The sequence below is a fragment of the Streptomyces sp. NPDC029044 genome, assembly GCF_040637495.1.
GTDB lineage: Bacteria > Actinomycetota > Actinomycetes > Streptomycetales > Streptomycetaceae > Streptomyces.
On record NZ_JBEZWN010000055.1, the window covers coordinates 20,647 to 39,714 of the forward strand.

General features: G+C 71.7%; 13 protein-coding genes and 2 pseudogenes. 8 read left to right on the plus strand and 7 right to left on the minus strand.

Features of this window, described 5'->3' with window-relative positions; translation table 11 throughout:
- Nucleotides 1-3 precede the first annotated feature (3 nt).
- Both AB0E85_RS31085 and AB0E85_RS31090 read left to right on the plus strand, forming a co-directional pair.
- A complete protein-coding gene (locus AB0E85_RS31085; RefSeq protein WP_361934109.1) occupies nt 4-1,656 on the plus strand; it encodes a glycoside hydrolase family 13 protein in 1,653 nt (550 codons plus the stop codon).
- Between the two features lie 88 nt (nt 1,657-1,744).
- Nucleotides 1,745-2,200 carry a VOC family protein gene (locus AB0E85_RS31090; RefSeq protein WP_361934112.1) on the plus strand — a complete coding sequence of 152 codons (456 nt, stop codon included), beginning with the start codon at nt 1,745-1,747 and terminating at the stop codon, nt 2,198-2,200.
- Between the two features lie 9 nt (nt 2,201-2,209).
- Here the strand turns inward: AB0E85_RS31090 and AB0E85_RS31095 are convergent, their stop codons facing one another.
- Entirely contained in the window at nt 2,210-3,745 is a 1,536-nt protein-coding gene (locus AB0E85_RS31095) for an MFS transporter (RefSeq protein ID WP_361934180.1), read from the minus strand.
- A gap of 299 nt (nt 3,746-4,044) precedes the next feature.
- On the opposite strand from AB0E85_RS31095, the gene AB0E85_RS31100 reads away from it, so the two are divergent.
- On the plus strand, nt 4,045-5,601 hold the full coding sequence (locus AB0E85_RS31100) for a Re/Si-specific NAD(P)(+) transhydrogenase subunit alpha (protein WP_361934115.1): 1,557 nt from the start codon (nt 4,045-4,047) through the stop codon (nt 5,599-5,601).
- A gap of 6 nt (nt 5,602-5,607) precedes the next feature.
- Nucleotides 5,608-7,041, plus strand: a complete 1,434-nt coding sequence (gene pntB, locus AB0E85_RS31105; RefSeq protein WP_361934118.1) for a Re/Si-specific NAD(P)(+) transhydrogenase subunit beta — start codon at nt 5,608-5,610, stop codon at nt 7,039-7,041.
- 68 nt (nt 7,042-7,109) lie between these two features.
- Here the strand turns inward: pntB and argG are convergent, their stop codons facing one another.
- The 5 genes and pseudogenes from argG to AB0E85_RS31130 all read right to left on the minus strand — a co-directional run.
- Nucleotides 7,110-8,564, minus strand: a complete 1,455-nt coding sequence (argG, locus tag AB0E85_RS31110; protein ID WP_361934121.1) for an argininosuccinate synthase — start codon at nt 8,562-8,564, stop codon at nt 7,110-7,112.
- 73 nt (nt 8,565-8,637) lie between these two features.
- Nucleotides 8,638-9,633: a methylmalonyl Co-A mutase-associated GTPase MeaB gene (gene meaB / locus AB0E85_RS31115; protein ID WP_361934124.1), complete on the minus strand. Its 996-nt coding sequence runs from the start codon at nt 9,631-9,633 to the stop codon at nt 8,638-8,640.
- Complete coding sequence (scpA, locus tag AB0E85_RS31120) at nt 9,630-11,804, minus strand: methylmalonyl-CoA mutase (protein ID WP_361934127.1); 2,175 nt, start codon at nt 11,802-11,804, stop codon at nt 9,630-9,632. The genes meaB and scpA overlap by 4 nt, the downstream gene beginning before the upstream one ends.
- A complete protein-coding gene (locus tag AB0E85_RS31125) occupies nt 11,804-13,612 on the minus strand; it encodes a methylmalonyl-CoA mutase family protein (RefSeq protein WP_361934130.1) in 1,809 nt (602 codons plus the stop codon). Before AB0E85_RS31125 ends, scpA begins: the two co-directional genes overlap by 1 nt.
- Nucleotides 13,613-13,814: 202 nt before the next feature.
- A pseudogene (locus AB0E85_RS31130) lies at nt 13,815-14,385 on the minus strand (alpha/beta hydrolase); the annotation flags it as partial.
- Nucleotide 14,386: 1 nt separating this feature from the next.
- On the opposite strand from AB0E85_RS31130, the pseudogene AB0E85_RS31135 reads away from it, so the two are divergent.
- From AB0E85_RS31135 to AB0E85_RS31145, 3 genes and pseudogenes are all read left to right on the plus strand, one after another.
- Nucleotides 14,387-14,756 (plus strand): annotated as a pseudogene (locus tag AB0E85_RS31135) (MarR family transcriptional regulator); the annotation flags it as partial.
- Nucleotides 14,757-15,090: 334 nt separating this feature from the next.
- The gene (locus tag AB0E85_RS31140) at nt 15,091-15,444 is read left to right on the plus strand and encodes a hypothetical protein (RefSeq protein WP_361934133.1); all 354 of its coding nucleotides are present in this window, start codon (nt 15,091-15,093) and stop codon (nt 15,442-15,444) included.
- Nucleotides 15,445-15,608: 164 nt separating this feature from the next.
- The gene (locus AB0E85_RS31145) at nt 15,609-16,115 is read left to right on the plus strand and encodes an ATP-binding protein (protein WP_361934136.1); all 507 of its coding nucleotides are present in this window, start codon (nt 15,609-15,611) and stop codon (nt 16,113-16,115) included.
- Between the two features lie 31 nt (nt 16,116-16,146).
- On the opposite strand, the gene AB0E85_RS31150 is transcribed toward AB0E85_RS31145, so the two are convergent.
- Nucleotides 16,147-17,502: a hypothetical protein gene (locus tag AB0E85_RS31150; protein WP_361934183.1), complete on the minus strand. Its 1,356-nt coding sequence runs from the start codon at nt 17,500-17,502 to the stop codon at nt 16,147-16,149.
- Between the two features lie 116 nt (nt 17,503-17,618).
- On the opposite strand from AB0E85_RS31150, the gene AB0E85_RS31155 reads away from it, so the two are divergent.
- Nucleotides 17,619-18,860, plus strand: coding sequence for a molybdopterin-dependent oxidoreductase (locus AB0E85_RS31155; protein ID WP_361934139.1), 1,242 nt, complete (start codon nt 17,619-17,621; stop codon nt 18,858-18,860).
- Nucleotides 18,861-19,068: the final 208 nt, after the last annotated feature.

A 19,068-nucleotide genomic window follows, 5' to 3' on the forward strand; every position in this document is an offset into this window, starting at 1 on the left:
ACCGTGTCCTTCACCGCACCTTGGTGGCGCAGCGCCGTCATCTACCAGGTCTACATCCGCAGCTTCGCCGACGGGAACGGCGACGGCGTCGGCGACATCGCGGGCCTCCGCTCGCGCCTGCCGTATCTGAAGTCGCTGGGCGTGGACGCCGTCTGGATCAACCCCTGGTACAAGTCGCCCATGGCCGACCACGGTTACGACGTGGCCGACTACCGGGACATCGACCCGCTGTTCGGCACGCTGTCCGATGCCGAGCGGCTCATCGAGGAGGCGCACGCGCTGGGGATCCGGGTGATCCCCGACATCGTCCCGAACCACACCTCCGACCGGCACGCCTGGTTCCGGGCGGCGCTGGAGGCCGGCCCGGGCAGCCCCGAGCGCGCACGCTACGTCTTCCGTCCCGGCCGCGGCCCCGGCGGGGCGCAGCCCCCGAACGACTGGGTGTCCTGCTTCGGCGGCCCCGCCTGGACCCGGCTGCCCGACGGTGACTGGTACCTGCACCTGTTCGCGCCGGAGCAGCCCGACCTGAACTGGCAACATCCCGAGGTACGGGAGGAGTTCGAGTCGGTCCTGCGGTTCTGGTTCGCCCGCGGCGTGGACGGTTTCCGTATCGACGTCGCCCACGGGCTGATCAAGCACCCGGACCTGCCCGACCTGCCGCCGCGAGCGCAACCGGCGGTGCTGGGGCCGCTCACCCGCCGCGACGAGGCGCGCCGGCACCTCGACCATCCGCACTGGGACCGCGACGAGGTGCACGAGATATACCGGGCCTGGCGCAAGGTCGCCGACGAGTTCCCCGGGGACCGCTCCTTCGTCGCCGAGGCCTGGGCGGACACCCCCGAGCGCCTCGCGGCCTACGTCCGGGCGGACGGCCTGCACACCGCCTTCAACTTCGACTTCCTCATGTGCCGTTGGGACGCCGGGGACCTGCGGGCCGTCATCGACGACTCCCTCGCGATGCTCGGCGCGGTGGGCGCACCGGCCACCTGGGTCCTCTCCAACCACGACGTCATGCGCCACCCCAGCCGCTACGGCCGTACCGCGCGGCGCAGCTGGACGGTCGACACGCGCTACGAACCCGAGGGCCCGCTCGATCCCGCCCTGGGCACCCGGCGCGCCCGCGCCGCCGCCCTGCTGATGCTCGCGCTGCCCGGCGGCGCCTACGTCTACCAGGGCGAGGAACTCGGCCTGCCCGAGGTCGAGGACCTGCCCGAGTCCGCCCTCCAGGACCCGATCTGGGAACGCTCTGGCCACACCGACCGCGGACGCGACGGCTGCCGCGTCCCGATCCCCTGGTCGGGCCCGGTGGCCCCCTACGGCTTCGGCACCGGCGCAGAGCCCTGGCTGCCGCAGCCGGACGACTGGGCGGGGCTCGGCGTCGAGGCCCAGACCGGCGATCCCGCCTCCATGCTGGAGCTCTACCGCACGGCCCTGCGCATCCGCCGTGACCACCCCGCCCTCGGCGACGGCGCTATGACCTGGCTGGACACCCCGGAGGGGGTGCTGGCGTTCCGCCGCGAGCCGGGCTTCGTCTGCGTGGTCAACCTTTCCGGAACGCCGTACGAGCTGCCCGCGCACACCGGCCTCCTGCTGGGCGCAGGCCCTGTCGAGGGCGGGGTCCTGGCGCCGGACCAGGCGGTGTGGCTGGCGGTGTGACCGCCGTACAGGAGGGGTGAGGGGTGAACGGCCCCGGACCGGCCGATTTCTACAATCCACGCCCCCCGGACCCGGCGATCGTGGAGGCATGACTCAGACACCCGCACAGCAGACCGTCACCCGACTCTACGCCCGGCTCGTGGTCCCCGACGGCCCGCGCGCGATCGACTTCTACCGGGCCGCGCTCGGCGCCGAGGAGGTCGAGCGGTACACCGGCCCCGACGGGAGGATCGTGCACGCCCTGCTGCGGCTCGGCGGCTCGGTGATCGCGGTGAAGGACGCCGACGAGGGCGACCCGGCGCCGGGGTCCCTCGGCGGCAGTCCGGTGATCATGGCCCTCGACGTGTCCGACGCCGACGCCGTGGCCGAGGCCATGCTGCGGGGCGGGGCGACCGTGGTGTACCCCGTCGCCGACCAGCACTACGGGCAGCGCGGGGGCCGTCTCGCCGACCCGTTCGGCCATCTCTGGATGATCTCCCAGACGATCGAGGACCTGACACCCGGGCAGATCCAGGAGCGGACGGACGAGTTGTTGACGTTCTGAAGGACCTCGTCAGCCGGCGTGCGCGGCCGGCTCCGGCTCCTCCACCTTCGCGTTCGCGTCCACCTTGTCTCCCGGGTGCCGCAGGGCGCACAGGAACGCGATGCCCAGCGCGATGGCCATGCCGTAGAACACCCATTGGTTGGCCTCCGCGAAGTCCATGCGGATCGCCGACATCGCGTCCCGGGTCGCCTCGGCGGCGGGGCCGGTGCCGGTGGGCGGCTGGGCGTCGCCGTTGCCGGTGACCGATTCGGTGACGTCGCGCGCCACGCTCTTTGCCGTCCCCGCGGGCACGCCCCGGGACTCCAGGGTGCCCGTGACGTTGCCGGTCGTGACGTGCGTCAGGACCGTGCCGTAGACCGCCATGCCCACGCTCGCCGCGAAGTTGCGCACGGTCTGGGTGATGCCGGTGACCTCGCCGTAGGAGGTGCCGATGGCCCGGTTCACGGCGTCCGTCGACGCCGGCGCCAGGATGAAGCCGATGCCGGCCCCGGCGAGCGCCGCGTAGAGCCACTGGTCGTGCATGGTCAGGTTGGTGAGCTCGCCCGCCCAGAGCGCGAACCCCACGGCGCCCACCACCCCGCCCAGCTTCAGGGCCGGCCTCGCGCCCTTCTTGTCGAGGATCCGGCCGCCCCACTGGGAGGCGATCGCGAAGCCCACGAAGATGTACAGCAGGAACAGCGCCGCCTGGTTCGGTGAGGCGCTCAGCGACACCTGGGCGTAGACGGAGGCGAAGAAGAACAGCGGGACGAAGGCGAGCATCGCGAAGAACAGCACCAGCGCGTCCACGCCGAAGGCCTTGTCGCGGAACACCCGCAGATCGATCAGCGGGTGCTCCACCCCGCGTTCGTAGCGGACGAACCCGGCCAGCACCGCGAGGCCGCCCACGATGCACACCCAGGTCGCCCAGCTGTCCCAGCCCCAGGAGAACGCCTGCTGGAAGCCGAGGACGCTCAGACCCATGCCGATCGCGATGAGGACGGCACCCGGTACGTCCAGCGTGCCGGACCGCCGCCGGTCGGGGATGTGCGCCAGGGCCGTCAGCACCAGCGCCACGATCGCCACCGGGACGTTGACCCAGAACACGGCCCGCCAGGTCCAGTCGGTCAGCCAGCCGCCCAGCAGCGGGCCGATCGCGGTCAGTGCGCCGGTGATCCCGAAGAAGAGAGCCAGGGCGCGTCCGCGCCGCTCGACGGGGAACACCGTCACCACCACGGCCAGAGCCGCGGGGAACAGCAGGGCGGCCCCCAGCCCCTGCGTGGCGCGAAAGATGATCAGCCAGGCCTGCGCGGCGCCGCCCTCGGGGACACAGCCGCACAGCACCGACGAGACGACGAACACCAGCGTGCCGATGATCACGATCCGGCGCGGCCCGTAGAGGTCGGCGAGGCGCCCGCCGAGGGCGAAGAACGCCGCGAGGGCCAGCAGATAGGCGTTGACCACCCACTGCATGCCGGAGGACGACAGGCCGAGTTCGCGGACGATGTCCGGGGCCGCGATCGACACGATGGTCTGGTCGATGAAGGTCATGGCGACGGCGAACATCATCGCCGCCAGCGCGACACTCTGGTGCGGTGCGGATCGGGAGGGGGCCGCGGCCTCGCCGCGCCCCGGGCGCGTGCTGCTCACGCTTTCAGTCTGCGCCCGGCTGTGTCGTGTCGCATCAGATGGCTCATCAGTCCCGGAAGCCACACCGATACCGCGAATCCTGCTCTCCGGCAACCCCTCGGCGGTGTGAGGACGGCCTCCTCGGCCATGTGACCGTGGTCCGCCACGGATGCCGCGTCGAACGTGCAGGATGCGGGCACCAAGGAGGACAGGCAGTCGAACGACGGGAGAGGCACACGATGGTCCCAGCGGAACCGCAACCCCAGCGGATCGGCATACCGGCCGAATCCACTGCGGGCGAGACCAGGGTGGCGGCCACGCCGGCCACCGTGGGGAGACTTGTCGCACTCGGGTACGACGTCGTGGTCGAACCGGGAGCGGGAGCCTCGTCCCGCTTCTCCGACGCGGCCTACCAGGAGGCGGGCGCCGAACTCGGCGACCCGTGGCAGGCGGAGATCGTGCTGAAGGTCAACGGCCCCTCCAGCGAGGAGACCGGGCGGCTGCGCGAGGGGGCGACGCTGATCGCGCTCATCAGCCCGGCCCTCAACCCGGAGCTGGTCGAGGAGCTGGCAGCGCGGCCGATCACCGTGCTCGCCATGGACGCGGTGCCGCGCATCTCGCGGGCGCAGTCCCTGGACGTGCTCAGCTCGATGGCGAACATCGCCGGCTACCGCGCCGTGGTCGAGGCCGCCCATGCCTTCGGCCGGTTCTTCACCGGCCAGGTCACCGCCGCCGGCAAGGTGCCGCCCGCGAAGGTGCTGGTGGCCGGGGCGGGCGTTGCCGGGCTGGCGGCCATCGGCGCGGCCCGCAGCCTCGGCGCCGTGGTCCGTGCCACCGACCCCCGGCCCGAGGTCGCCGAGCAGGTGCGCTCCCTGGGCGGGGAGTTCCTGACGGTCACCGCCGAGCAGGAGGTGAGCACCGACGGCTATGCGAAGGCCACCTCGGACGACTACAACCGGCTCGCCGCGCAGCTCTACGCCGAGCAGGCCGCCGACGTCGACATCATCATCACCACGGCGCTCATCCCGGGCCGTCCCGCCCCGCGGCTGATCACCGCCGAGGACGTCGCGCGCATGAAGCCCGGCAGTGTGATCGTCGACATGGCGGCCTCGCAGGGCGGCAACGTCGAGGGCACGGTCGCCGGGAAGGCCGTCGTCACCGACAACGACGTGACGATCATCGGCTACACCGACCTGCCCGGCCGGCTCCCCGCGCAGGCCTCGCAGCTGTACGGCACGAACATCGTCAACCTGATGAAGCTGCTCACCCCGGGCAAGGACGGCCGGCTCGTCCTCGACTTCGACGACGTGGTGCAGCGGTCGATCACCGTGGTCCGCGAGGGCGAGAAGACCTGGCCGCCGCCCCCGGTCCAGGTGTCCGCCGCACCCACCCCGGCCGGCGCGAAGGAGCCGGACCCGGCCCCTGCCGAGACACCGGCGAAGACCGCCCGCCCGGCTTGGTCCTCCTACGCCCTGGTCGGCGCCGGAGCGCTCGCGCTGTTCCTGGTGACGGCCTTCTCGCCGAGTGAACTGCTGGGCCACTTCACGGTGTTCGTGCTGGCGATCGTCATCGGCTTCTACGTCATCGGCAACGTGCACCATGCGCTGCACACCCCGCTGATGTCGGTGACCAACGCCATCTCCGGCATCGTCGTGGTCGGTGCGCTGTTGCAGATCGGGCAGGGCGACACCGCCGTGACCGTGCTGTCGTTCGCCGCGATCCTGCTGGCGAGCATCAACATCTTCGGCGGATTCGCCGTGACCCGCCGCATGCTCGGCATGTTCTCGAAGGGCTGATCAGGGATGACCACAGACACGGCCGCTCAGGCCGCCTACGTCGTCGCGGCGCTGCTGTTCATCCTCAGCCTCGCCGGCCTCTCCCAGCACAAGACGTCCCGTTCGGGAGTCGTCTGGGGCATCGCGGGCATGGTCGTGGCCCTGGCCGCCACGGTCGGGCTCGCCTCCCGCAGCATCACCACGACCGGGCTCGTGCTGATCGCCGTCGCCACCGCACTGGGTGCGGGCATCGGCCTGTGGCGGGCCCGGGTGGTGGAGATGACCGGCATGCCGGAGCTGATCGCCATCATGCACAGCCTCGTCGGCCTCGCCGCCGCGTTCGTCGGCTGGAACGGCTACCTCGACGTCGACGCCGAGCTGTCCGGTTCGCTGCTGGCGATCCATCACGCCGAGGTGTTCATCGGGGTGTTCATCGGCGCTGTGACCTTCACGGGTTCCGTCGTCGCGTACCTGAAGCTCTCGGCACGCATCAACTCCCGTCCGCTCACGCTGCCCGGCAAGCACGTCCTCAACATCGGCGCACTCGTGGCCTTCGTGGGGCTCACGGCGGCGTTCGTCGTACGCCCCGGCATGGGCCTGCTCATCGCGGTCACCGTCATCGCGCTCGCCCTCGGCGCGCACCTGGTCGCCTCGATCGGCGGCGGTGACATGCCGGTGGTCGTCTCCATGCTCAACAGCTACTCCGGCTGGGCGGCGGCGGCCTCGGGCTTCCTGCTCGCCAACAACCTGCTCATCGTCACCGGCGCGCTGGTCGGCTCCTCCGGTGCCTACCTGTCGTACATCATGTGCAAGGCGATGAACCGCTCCTTCATCTCGGTCATCGCGGGTGGTTTCGGGACCCCGGCGGCAGCGGCCGAGGAGGGCGAGCAGGGCGAGCACCGGGAGATCAACGCCGAGGAGACCGCCGAACTCCTCGGCAACGCCACCTCGGTGATCATCACCCCCGGCTACGGCATGGCCGTCGCCCAGGCGCAGTACCCGGTGGCCGAACTGGCGCGCAAGCTGCGCGAGCGGGGCGTGGAGGTGCGCTTCGGCATCCACCCGGTGGCGGGGCGGCTGCCCGGGCACATGAACGTACTGCTGGCCGAGGCGAACGTCCCGTACGACATCGTCCTGGAGATGGACGAGATCAACGACGACTTCGCCGCGACCTCGGTCGTGCTGGTCATCGGTGCCAACGACACGGTCAACCCGGCCGCCACCGACAACCCGTCCAGCCCCATCGCCGGGATGCCGGTGCTGCACGTGTGGGAGTCGGCCAACGTGATCGTCTTCAAGCGGTCCATGGCCGCCGGGTACGCGGGTGTGCAGAACCCGCTGTTCTTCCGGGAGAACACGCAGATGCTCTTCGGTGACGCCAAGCAGCGGGTGGAGGACATCCTGCGCGGCCTGGACGCCCTGGACACCCCGGTCCGGGAGATGGCCGGCACCTCGCGCTGAGCCGCCCGGCACCCGAACGCGAAAGGCCGGCTCGACGGTGTCGAGCCGGCCTTCCGGGTCACATGCGGTCAGTCCGTGCCGGACTCCATCGCCGCCCGGTCCAGCCAGGCGTCCTCCTCCGAGACCTCGCCCCGGGAGGCGATGGCCTGGGCACCGCCCTGCGGCAGTTCCGGCATGGTGCCGATCAGCCCGGTCGCGGCGGCCTGGGACGCGCCGATCGTGGGGCTGCCGGTGCCGATCAGGCCGATGCCGGCGTACTGCTCCAGCTTGGCGCGCGAGTCGGCGATGTCGAGGTTGCGCATGGTGAGCTGGCCGATGCGGTCCACCGGACCGAACGCGGAGTCCTCGGTGCGCTCCATGGACAGCTTGTCCGGGTGGTAGCTGAACGCCGGGCCCGTGGTGTCGAGGATCGAGTAGTCCTCGCCGCGCCGCAGCCGCAGCGTCACCTCGCCGGTGACGGCGGCCCCGACCCAGCGCTGGAGCGACTCCCGGATCATCAGCGCCTGCGGGTCCAGCCAGCGGCCCTCGTACATCAGCCGCCCGAGACGCCGGCCCTCGGCGTGGTACTGGGCGAGGGTGTCCTCGTTGTGGATCGCGTTGACGAGGCGCTCGTAGGCGGCGTGCAGCAGGGCCATGCCCGGGGCCTCGTAGATGCCGCGGCTCTTGGCCTCGATGATCCGGTTCTCGATCTGGTCCGACATGCCGAGGCCGTGCCGGCCGCCGATGGCGTTGGCCTCCATCACCAGGTCGACGGGGGAGGCGAACTCCTTGCCGTTGATCGACACCGGACGGCCCTCGGCGAAGCCGATCGTCACGTCCTCGGCGGCGATCTCGACCGACGGGTCCCAGAACCGGACACCCATGATCGGCTCGACGGTCTCGACGCCGGTGTCCAGGTGCTCCAGCGTCTTGGCCTCGTGGGTGGCGCCCCAGATGTTGGCGTCCGTGGAGTACGCCTTCTCCGTGCTGTCCCGGTAGGGCAGGCCGTGGGCCAGCAGCCACTCGGACATCTCCTTGCGGCCGCCGAGCTCCGTCACGAAGTTCGCGTCCAGCCAGGGCTTGTAGATGCGCAGGTGCGGGTTGGCGAGCAGGCCGTAGCGGTAGAACCGCTCGATGTCGTTGCCCTTGAACGTCGAGCCGTCGCCCCAGATCTGGACGTCGTCCTCCAGCATCGCCCGCACCAGCAGCGTGCCGGTGACGGCGCGGCCGAGCGGGGTGGTGTTGAAGTACGCCCGCCCGCCCGAGCGGATGTGGAACGCGCCGCAGGTCAGCGCGGCCAGGCCCTCCTCCACCAGCGCGGCACGGCAGTCGACCAGACGCGCGATCTCGGCCCCGTAGGTCTTGGCACGGCCGGGCACCGAGGCGATGTCGGGCTCGTCGTACTGGCCGATGTCGGCGGTGTAGGTGCACGGGACGGCGCCCTTGTCGCGCATCCACGCGACCGCGACGGAGGTGTCGAGACCGCCCGAGAAGGCGATGCCGACGCGTTCGCCGGCGGGCAGGGAGGTGAGGACCTTGGACATAGAAAGAGTATGTATCACTTTGCATAGTCATGCAAGCCGGGTATGCGAAATCGCCGTTCCGGTTGCTTCCGGTTCAGGAACCAGCGGCCTCGGAGCCGCCGCCGAGCGCACCGAGGATCCGCTCGGCGGCCAGGGTCGGGGTGAGCTCGCCCTCCCTGACCCGTTGCTCCAGCACCGGCGCCAGAGCCCGTACCGCCGGATCGGCCTGGAGGCGGCCGAGGAGTTCGTCGCGGACCATGTTCCAGGTCCAGTCGACCTGCTGGTCGCGGCGCTTGGCGGTGAGGCGGCCCGTGGAGTCCAGCAGGGTGCGGTGCTGTTCCAGGCGCTCCCACACCGTGTCCAGGCCCGACGACTCACGGGCGCTGCAATGCAGCACCGGCGGGGTCCAGAACGCGTCCTTGCCGTGCATCAGCCTGAGCGCGCCCGCCAGTTCCCGCGCGGCGGCCCGGGCATCGCGCTCGTGCGGGCCGTCCGCCTTGTTCACGGCGATCACGTCGGCCAGCTCCAGCACGCCCTTCTTGATGCCCTGGAGCTGGTCGCCCGTGCGGGCGAGGGTGAGCAGCAGGAACGTGTCGACCATGTTCGCGACGGCGGTCTCGGACTGGCCGACGCCGACCGTCTCCACCAGGACCACGTCGTAGCCGGCCGCCTCCATCACCACGATCGACTCGCGGGTGGCCTTGGCGACCCCGCCGAGCGTGCCGGCCGTGGGGGAGGGGCGCACGAACGCCGCCGGGTCCACGGCCAGGCGCTCCATCCGGGTCTTGTCGCCCAGGATGGAGCCGCCCGTACGGCTGGAGGACGGGTCGACGGCCAGTACCGCGACCCGGTACCCGAGCGAGGTCAGCAGCGTGCCGAAGGCGTCGATGAACGTCGACTTGCCCACGCCGGGCACCCCGCTGACACCGATCCGCCGGGCCCGGCCGCTGTGCGGCAGCAGCGCGGTCAGCAGCTCCTGCGCCAGCGCCCGGTGCTGGGGCCGCGTCGACTCGACGAGTGTGATGGCGCGGGCGATGATCGCCCGCTTCCCGTCGAGCACGCCCTTCACATACGCGTCGACATCGATCACAGGTCGTGCCCGAGGCCGTCCGACAGTCGCTTCACCAGGTCGTACGCCGCGTCCGGGATCACCGTCCCGGGCGGGAAGACGGCCGCCGCGCCCATCTCCAGCAGCGTCGGCACGTCCTGCGGCGGGATCACACCGCCGACCACGACCATGATGTCCTCGCGTCCCTCCTCGGCCAGCGCCTCGCGCAGCGCCGGGACGAGGGTGAGGTGACCGGCCGCGAGCGACGAGACGCCGACGATGTGCACGTCCGCCTCGACGGCCTGCCGGGCCACCTCGGCCGGCGTCTGGAACAGCGGGCCGACGTCCACGTCGAAACCGAGGTCGGCGAAGGCGGTGGCGATCACCTTCTGGCCGCGGTCGTGGCCGTCCTGGCCCATCTTGGCGACCAGGATGCGCGGGCGGCGGCCCTCCGCCTCCTCGAAGGCGGACACCAGGGTGCGGGTGCGGTCCACGCTCGGGGACTCTCCGGTTTCGTTGCGGTACACGCCGGAGATCGTACGGATCTGGCTCGCGTGCCGGCCGTACACCTTCTCCAGGGCGTCGGAGATCTCCCCGACGGTGGCCTTCGCGCGGGCCGCGTGCACGGCCAGCTCCAGCAGGTTGCCCTCGCCGCCGGCGGCCCGGGTCAGCGCGTCCAGCGCGTCCTGGCAGGCCCGCTCGTCCCGCTCCGCGCGCAGCCGCCGCAGCTTCTCGATCTGCTGGGCGCGCACGGAGGAGTTGTCGACCTTCAGGACCTCGATCTGCTCGTCGGTCTCCACCCGGTACTTGTTGACGCCGATGACCGGCTGGCGGCCCGAGTCGATCCGGGCCTGGGTGCGGGCCGCGGCCTCCTCGATGCGCAGCTTGGGGATACCCGCGTCGATGGCCTTGGCCATGCCGCCCGCGGCCTCGACCTCCTCGATGTGCTGCCAGGCCCGCCGCGCCAGGTCGTACGTCAGCTTCTCCACGTACGCGCTGCCGCCCCACGGGTCGATCACCCGCGTCGTGCCGGACTCCTGCTGGAGCAGCAGCTGGGTGTTGCGGGCGATGCGCGCCGAGAAGTCGGTCGGCAGGGCGAGCGCCTCGTCCAGGGCGTTGGTGTGCAGCGACTGCGTGTGGCCCTGGGTGGCCGCCATCGCCTCGACGCAGGTGCGCGTGACGTTGTTGAAGACGTCCTGCGCGGTCAGCGACCAGCCCGAGGTCTGCGAATGGGTGCGCAGGGACAGCGACTTGGCGTTCTGCGGGTCGAACTGCTTCACCAGCTTCGCCCAGAGCAGGCGCGCCGCCCGCAGCTTGGCGACCTCCATGAAGAAGTTCATGCCGATCGCCCAGAAGAACGACAGCCGCGGCGCGAACGCGTCCACGTCCAGGCCGGCTTCACGGCCCGCCCGGATGTACTCCACGCCGTCCGCGAGCGTGTACGCCAGCTCCAGGTCGGCCGTCGCACCCGCCTCCTGGATGTGGTACCCGGAGATGGAGATGGAGTTGTAGCGCGGCATCCGCTGCGAGGTGTACGCGAAGATGTCGGAGATGATCCGCATCGACGGCTTCGGCGGATAGATGTAGGTGTTGCGGACCATGAACTCCTTGAGGATGTCGTTCTGGATGGTCCCGGCCAGCTTCTCGGGCGGTACGCCCTGCTCCTCCGCCGCCACGATGTACAGCGCCAGCACCGGCAGCACGGCGCCGTTCATCGTCATCGACACGGTCATCCTGTCCAGCGGGATGCCGTCGAACAGCTGGCGCATGTCGTAGATCGAGTCGATCGCCACGCCCGCCATGCCGACGTCACCGGTCACCCGCGGGTGGTCGCTGTCGTAGCCGCGGTGCGTGGGCAGGTCGAAGGCGACCGACAGGCCCTTCTGCCCGGCCGCGAGGTTGCGCCGGTAGAAGGCGTTGGACTCCTCGGCCGTGGAGAAGCCGGCGTACTGGCGGATCGTCCAGGGCTGGTTGACGTACATCGTCGGGTACGGGCCGCGCAGGTACGGCGCGGCGCCCGGGTACGTCCCCAGGAAGTCCAGGCCCTCCAGGTCACGGCCCGTGTACAGCGGCTTGACCGCGATGCCCTCGGGGGTCTCCCACAGCAGGTCGTCCCCGCCGGAGGCGTTCTTGACCGCCGTGCGCCACTCGTCGGCGCCGCCGTCGGGGGCCGGCATCCCCAGTTCGATCCCGGAGAAGTCGGGGATTCCCATCAGGACACTCCCATGCGGTCGAGGGTGGCGGACAGCACGGCGATGGCGTCACAGCCCGCGAAGACGTAACCGTCGACACCGGGATGCTCCCCGGGCCGCCCGGCGAGGAACACGTGCGCGGCGCCGGCGGCCTTCAGCTGTCCGGTCACTGTCCCGGCCTGCTCCTCGTACAGGGCGTCGCTGGAGCACAGGCAGGCCTCGGTGGCGCCGCTCTCCTCGAAGGTGCCCTCCGTGACGGGCTCGATGCCGCCGGCCTGGAAGAGGTTCGAGGCGAAGGTGAGGCGCGCGGTGTGGGCGGCCGCCGGGCCGAGCGCGGCGAGGAAGATCCGGGGCCGGGAGCCGGTCGCGGCGAAATGGGCGTCGGAGCGGGCGCGCAGCGCCTCGTACGCCTCGTCACGGCGCACCCGCGGCAGTCCGCCGGACGGCTGCTCGGGCGCGCTCTCCCGGACGACCGGCTTCTCCGCGAGGAACGGGAACTCGCTGACGCCGGTGATGGGTTCGCGCCGCTTGGCCAGCCTGCCGGTGCGGACCTGCCAGGTCTCGGCCAGGTCCCGCGCGAGGTCCCCCGAACGCAGGGCCGCCGCCTGGCCGCCCAGCCGCTCGACGCGCTGGAAGAACTCCCAGCCCGCGTGGGCGAGTTCGTCGGTGAGCCGCTCCACGTACCAGGAGCCGCCCGCCGGGTCGATCACCCGGGCCAGGTGCGACTCCTCGATGAGGATCGTGGAGGTGTTGCGGGCGATCCGGCGCGCGAACGCGTCCGGCAGGCCGAGGGCGTGGTCGAAGGGCAGCACGGTGACCGCGTCGGCCCCGCCCGCCCCCGCGGCCAGCGTGGCGATCGTCGAGCGCAGCATGTTCACCCACGGGTCGCGGCGCGTCATCATCACCGGCGACGTCACCACGTGCTGGAGCTGCGCCCCCGCGCGCGGCGCCCCGCAGGCCTCGGCCACCCGGGCCCACAGCCGGCGCGCGGCCCGCAGCTTGGCGATCGTCAGGAACTGGTCGGCGGTCGCCGCGTACCGGAACTCCAGTTGCGCGCAGGCCTGTTCGACACTGAGCCCGGCGCCGGTCAGCTCCCGCAGGTACGCCACCGCGGTGGCCAGGGAGCAGCCCAGCTCCTGGGCGGCCGAGCCCCCGGCCTCGTGGTACGGCAGCGCGTCCACGGTCAGCGCCCGCAGCCCCGGGTACCCCTCGGCGCACAGCCGCGCGAGCCTGGCCGCCGGTGCGAAGTCACCCTGCTGTCCGCTGCGGGCCTCCTGCCCCAGCGGGTCCGCGCCCAGGTTGCCGCGCGCCCGGTCCGGGGCGACACCACGCTCCTCGTACAGCCGCAGCAACTCCCGCGCGGCGGGCTCGGAGTCGGGCCCGGCGTCGAGGACGACGGGAGCGAGGTCGAGATGGACCCCGTCGAGCACCCGCCCGAGCTCGGGCACCGGGATGCCGGAGCCGCCCACGCCCAGCCAGAGGGAGGTGACGCCGTTCTCCAGGTCCGTCAGCACCGGGCCGCTGTCGGCCACCGTGTGCCGCTGCCGTACGTCCCAGCCGCCGAGGGTGTTCCCCTCGGCCCGGCCGCCGCGCACAAAAGGCGCGAACCCGGGCAGGCCCGGCTCCGGCGCGGGGTCATGGGCGGTGTAGAGGGGGCGGGTGCGCAACCCGTCCTCCAGGGCGGTGGACAGGGCTTCCTCGGCCTCGGCGCCCTCCACGTCCTTGCCCGACTTGCGCAGGACACCCGCCACAAGGCGCTGCCACTGCTCGTGGGGCACGTCAGGGAATTCGCCGGCCAGCTCAAGCCCGTCGTCAGGCAGGACCGTCATGCTCGGATGCTAGGTCACGGACGCGAAGGAGCAGCAGTGGGCACGGCTGTGACGTTTCCCTCGCCGAGAATGTGGCCCTGATCTCCACCTGCCGCTCTTGAATCAGGGCAGGTCAGGTACTAGGTCGTGTATCGGCCGATGCTATGAGCGGAGCTGAACGAGGGTTGATTTTCAGGGTGCGGTACCCGGGGCGGGCTGAGACTCAGTCACCGGGCCGTTCCAGGAAGCCGGCGAGGCTACGGTTCGCCCCGGGCGGGATGGCGTGCGGAAGCGCGTGACGGGGACACATCCGGCAGTACGGTCGTTGCGACGCGTGGCAGCAGCGCCTCCGCGCGGGCGGCCACCTTGGAGGGGTCATGGGTCCTGCTGCTTCCGGCGAGGAGCAACAGGACCGGCAGGTCCAGGCCGCGCAGGGCGTCCGGTGCCGGGCGCGGCCCGGTTACGGGTCGGAGAGAGGGGAAACCGGCGGCCGCCTCTTGGAGGGCGAGCCAGTCGGGATCGAGGGCGGAGCCTTTGGTCTCCCGCTCCAGGAAGGCGCGGACCCGGCGGGGTGTGTTCCTCAGCAGCATGGGCAGTGCGTGCAGCAGGTAGGCCGGGCTGAACCCGGCGAAGCACTGGGTCGGCTCCAGAAGGGCCGGGCGGCGTATCCGGTCGGGCGCGCGCATGGCGTGATGCGGCGCGATCCAGGCGCCGTACGAGTGTCCGCCCAGGTCGGTCTCGGCCACTCCGAGGCCGTCGAGGACCGCGTCCAGCCAGGCCGACAGGTCGGCGACCGGCAGGCACAGCATCCGGTTCGCACAGTGCAACGGCATGCACCCCACCGACGTGCGTGCGCTGATCGCCCTGTTGGACGCCGCCCGCGCCGGTGAGGAGACCACAGCAGGGCACTTGGGCACCGCTCTCGGGCTCAACTCGGCAGGAACCACAGCACTGGTCGACCGCCTGTAACGGGCCGGGCATGTGCGGCGGGTGCGATGCGCGGGACCGCCGCAAGGTCACCATCGAAGTGGACGAGCGGGCGGTCGCCCTCGGCTGGTCCCACTTCGGACCGCTCATCGATCGGGCGGTGGACCTGCTGCGGGGATACGACGAGCGGGAACTGGCCGCGGTCAGGGGCTTTCTGACCGGGATGCGGAAGGCGGCGGGCTGGGATGTATCTCGAATATGCTGGTCACAGCCACTGGTTAGCCGCGGACTGGGACGCTCGCGCGGCGGGTTCACCAGCAGACGCGTCCCTCATCGCCACCGTCATGGTGCCGGCCTTCGACCGGCCGAACTACCCCGTCCTGGGCATCGGCTGGCCCTCGGCATCCGCTGTTGAGGCCACAATGTTTTTGTTTCCGTGGCACGAGGTGTAACGGGGCGGCAATCGCACGGCGCTGTAGAGGGCAGAAAAGTCGGCCTGAACCGAAACCCGCTCCCGGTGTCATTTCACCTGGGCGACCGGCCGACGCATCCGAACATCGATGGGATCTCTCGTGAACGGCACCGACCCGGCCTCCGCATACCAGCCGTACGACCAGCCCACGCCGCCCGACCGCACCGCTCGCAACCAGGCCACCGCGCGTCGGGCGGCCCTCACGATCTGCACGATCGCCGACATCGCGGCCGGTCTGCTGGGCCTGTGGATCGTGCTTTATCTCCTCGACGCCAATCAGGGGAATCCCTTTGTCGAGTTCGTGCACGGAACGGCGGACTGGCTTTCCGGTTGGGCGCAGGACATTTTCACGATGGACACAGAAGGGTTGCGCGTGGTCCTCAATCATGGACTTCCGGCGGTCATCTATTTGCTGATCGGTCACGGAATCGCCGCCCGGATCAACAGAGTCTGACGAACGCGTGGAGCCGGCCCCCGTCGTTCCTTGCCTCGGCCGCAGGACATGCGGCGCAGAGCACACCACGACGGCGGGCGGTCGGCAGTATGCGAGCTCCGTGGCGGGGTAAGCGACGTCCGAAAGGTCACTGAGCAACACGCAACACAATGAAAGAGCCCCACATGGTCATCCCGCTTATGAAGCAGGCGGCAGATGAGCCGGGCACGGACGAACAGGCCACCCTGCGCTGCGGCGCGGCCTGGGCCGACGGCGCGGCGTGCGCCGTCGAGGCGCGCCGGGCGCTACAGGCGTTCCTGGCGCACGTACCGTGTACCGGCCGCCCGCCCGTGCCGGCCCCGCTGGCGATCGACGCCGAACTGGTCGTCAGCGAACTCGTCACCAACGCGATCCGGCACGCTCCCGGCCCCTGCGGGATGATCCTGCGGCTCTCCGACGACGGACTGGCCATCACCGTGTGGGACACCTCCGCCGAGCAGCCGGTGGTCCGCAAGCGCGACGGGCAGCGCTTCGGCGGCCACGGCATGCACGTGGTGCACACGGTCAGCGCGGAAGTCGCCGTCGCGTCCCTCGGCGTGGGCAAGCAGATCACCGCCTACCTGCACACGGCGCCGGACGCCGCCCCCGATGCCGACCCCCTCGCGCTGACCGACGCCAACCCGGCCGCCTGACGCGAACGGCGAGACCTGCCGCCGGCAGCGGTCACCACCCGGTGATCAGCAAATGGTTGAGGAACAGCGCGAGCAGGGCCTGGACGGTGAGCCAGGCGCGGGGGCGGGTCAGGAACGCGCAGGCCGGGAGCAGCCACAGGGCGAAGGGGAGCCAGATGCGTTCCGTCTCCGCCTTGCTCATGCCGGACAGGTCGGCCACCAGCAGGGCGAGGAGCGCGGCGGAGACCAGGAACGCCAGGCGGACGCCGGCCCGGGGTCCGGTGCGACGCCGGACCAGTGCGGCCGCCGTCCGCCGCAGTCCCGCCGCCGTCGCCACTCCCGTGACGAGCACCGTGCAGGCCAGGTTGGCCCACACCCAGTAGCCGTAGGGGCGGATGCCGCCCGCGCCCTGGCCGTAGCGCGTGACCAGCAGGCGGTAGGCCTCCCACCAGTCGAAGCCCGCGATCGTGAACGCCGCGGGGACCACGGCCAGTGCGGCGAGCCACGGCACCGCCAGGGCCGGGCGCTCCCGGATCGTGTGGCGGCCGAGCACCAGGACCGCCGCGGCGATCAGCGCGACGAGCGTCAGCCCGTACGACAGGTAGCAGGTCAGGCCGAACAGCAACCCGGACGCGCCCGCCCACCCCGGGGACCCCCGGGTGACCGCGAGAGCCAGGAAGGCCACCGCCCACGCCGCCACCGCCGCGAAGTACGCGTCGGCCGAGGTGCCCATCCACACGGCCGCCGGAGCCAGGACCAGGAAGGGAGCCGCCCGGCGGGCGAGGGTCTCGTCGGCCAGCGCGCGGACCGTGACCAGCACGGCCACGCAGGCGGTCGCCCCGACGGCGATGCACCACACCCCCGCCCACCCGCCGCCTCGCAGCCCGATCCGGTCGAGCAGCACGAAGGTGAGGGTGGCGGCCGGCGGATGCCCGGCGACGTGGGCGGGCCAGTTGTCGGGGGAGTCCAGCAGGATGTGCCCGGTGAAGCCCCGCAGCGCCGCCGGGATGTCCTGGAAGCGGTCGACGACCTGGAGGTATTCGTGCCGCGTGGTGAGCCGGCGCGCGATGCCCCGGTCCCAGCCGTCGATCAGGGCGAGGGAGAAGATCCACGCCGAGGCTGTGCCCCAGGCGGCCACGAGCAGGGCACGCCAGCGGAGGCGGGCCGCCAGCGCGGGGCCCTGGGCGACGGTGGCGATCGCCACCAGGACGGCGGCCGGCGTGCCGGGGCCCACGTGCGGCGCCCAGGACGCCAGCAGCGGGGGCCAGTCGACGAACAGCGTCCTGCGGGTGTCCTCGATGTGGCGGCCCACCACCACGGACACCGTCACGAGCAGCACGGCGGCCGCGGCGGCGTACAGGTCACGGCGCAGGTCCCGGGAGGGCGAGGCGAAGGGCGGAGTGCGGATCACACCGGCACGCTAGGCCGCCCGGCCGGCCGCGGACCGCCGACCGGGCCCGACGTCAGCGTTTCGTCATGGGTCGCACACCCTCCCGCGGGGTGCTCGCGGCCTACCGTCGGCTCATGCGAGACGATCCACGCGCCCCACGGCTCCCCACGTCCCCTGGCTTCTGGCGCAGCCCCTTGCGCGGCCCCCGGTTCACCTCGGTGCTGGGCGTGGTCCTGCTCGCCGGCATCACGGTGCTGTTCGTGACGGGACTCCTCTCGTACGCCGCGTACAACCCGGACCTGTCGCCGGTCAACGACAAGACCCCGGACAAGGGGATCCTCGGCTTCTACCTCTTCGACTGGCCGACGAACCCGCACTGGCTGTACCGGCTGAACCAGGGCGTCCACGTCACCCTCGGCATCACCCTGATCCCCGTCCTGCTCGCCAAGCTGTGGTCCGTCGTGCCGAGGCTGTTCGCCCTGCCCCCGGCCCGCTCGCTCGCGCACGCCCTGGAGCGGATCTCGCTGCTCCTGCTGGTCGGCGGCGGGCTGTTCGAGTTCGTGACGGGTGTCCTCAACGTCCAGCTCGACTACGTCTTCCCGGGCTCGTTCTACCCTCTGCACTTCTACGGCGCCTGGGTGTTCTTCGCCGCCTTCGTGGCGCACGCCGTGCTGAAGGCGCCCACGGCACTGCGCAATCTGCGGGGGATGCGGGAGGAGAGGAACGACCTGGTCTCCCCGCGTCCCGCCGAGCCGACCGTCTCCCGGCGGGGTGCCCTGTGGTTCGTCGGGGGCGGCTCACTGCTGCTGTTCGTCACGACCGTGGGGCAGAACTTCGGGGGCCCGCTCCGGCGCACCGCCCTCCTGGCCCCGCACGGCGGCGCCGAACCCGGCGACGGCCCCAACGGCTTCCAGATCAACAAGACCGCCGCGTACGCCGGGATCGACCCGGCGGAGACGGCCGGGGACGCGTGGCGGCTCGTGGTGACAGGGCGTGGGGGAACCCTCCGCCTCAGCCGCGCCCGGCTCGCCGGGCTTCCCCTGCACAGCTCGGCTTTGCCCATCGCCTGCGTGGAGGGCTGGTCCACGCCGGACCAGTGGTGGCGCGGGGTGCGGCTGCGCGACCTCGCGGCCCTCGTCGGCCACGAGGACGACCCACCGGACCTGTTCGTCGAGTCCCTCCAGCGGCACGGTGCCTTCCGCAAGGCCGCCCTGAGCGCCGACCAGGTGGCCGACCCGCGCTCCCTGCTGGCTCTGTACGTCAACGGCGAGGAGCTGTCCCCCGACCACGGCTACCCGGCGCGGATCATCGTGCCCGCGGCGCCCGGTGTGCTGAACACCAAGTGGGTGGCCCGCATGACGTTCGGAGACCTGTGATGCGCGCACCGCGGCTGCCGCTCGGCAGCCCCCTGCACCTCCTGCTGCTGTCCTGCTCGTTCGCCCTCGCCGCCTACGCGGGGGTGCGCCTGCTCGCCGGCGACTGGTTCGGCGTGGCGCTGTGGGTCGTGGGCGCGGCGCTGCTGCACGACCTCGTGCTGCTGCCGCTGTACGCGGCGGCGGACCGGGCGGTGGTGTCCGGGTTCGG

Coding starts and splice junctions, on each gene's coding strand:
- AB0E85_RS31090 (WP_361934112.1), top strand. CDS start 1,745: ATGACTCAGACACCCGCACAGCAGACCGTCACCCGACTCTACGCCCGG.
- AB0E85_RS31095 (WP_361934180.1), bottom strand. CDS start 3,745: ATGATGTTCGCCGTCGCCATGACCTTCATCGACCAGACCATCGTGTCG.
- AB0E85_RS31100 (WP_361934115.1), top strand. CDS start 4,045: ATGGTCCCAGCGGAACCGCAACCCCAGCGGATCGGCATACCGGCCGAA.
- pntB (WP_361934118.1), top strand. CDS start 5,608: ATGACCACAGACACGGCCGCTCAGGCCGCCTACGTCGTCGCGGCGCTG.
- argG (WP_361934121.1), bottom strand. CDS start 8,564: ATGTCCAAGGTCCTCACCTCCCTGCCCGCCGGCGAACGCGTCGGCATC.
- scpA (WP_361934127.1), bottom strand. CDS start 11,804: ATGGGAATCCCCGACTTCTCCGGGATCGAACTGGGGATGCCGGCCCCC.
- AB0E85_RS31125 (WP_361934130.1), bottom strand. CDS start 13,612: ATGACGGTCCTGCCTGACGACGGGCTTGAGCTGGCCGGCGAATTCCCT.
- AB0E85_RS31145 (WP_361934136.1), top strand. CDS start 15,609: ATGGTCATCCCGCTTATGAAGCAGGCGGCAGATGAGCCGGGCACGGAC.
- AB0E85_RS31155 (WP_361934139.1), top strand. CDS start 17,619: ATGCGAGACGATCCACGCGCCCCACGGCTCCCCACGTCCCCTGGCTTC.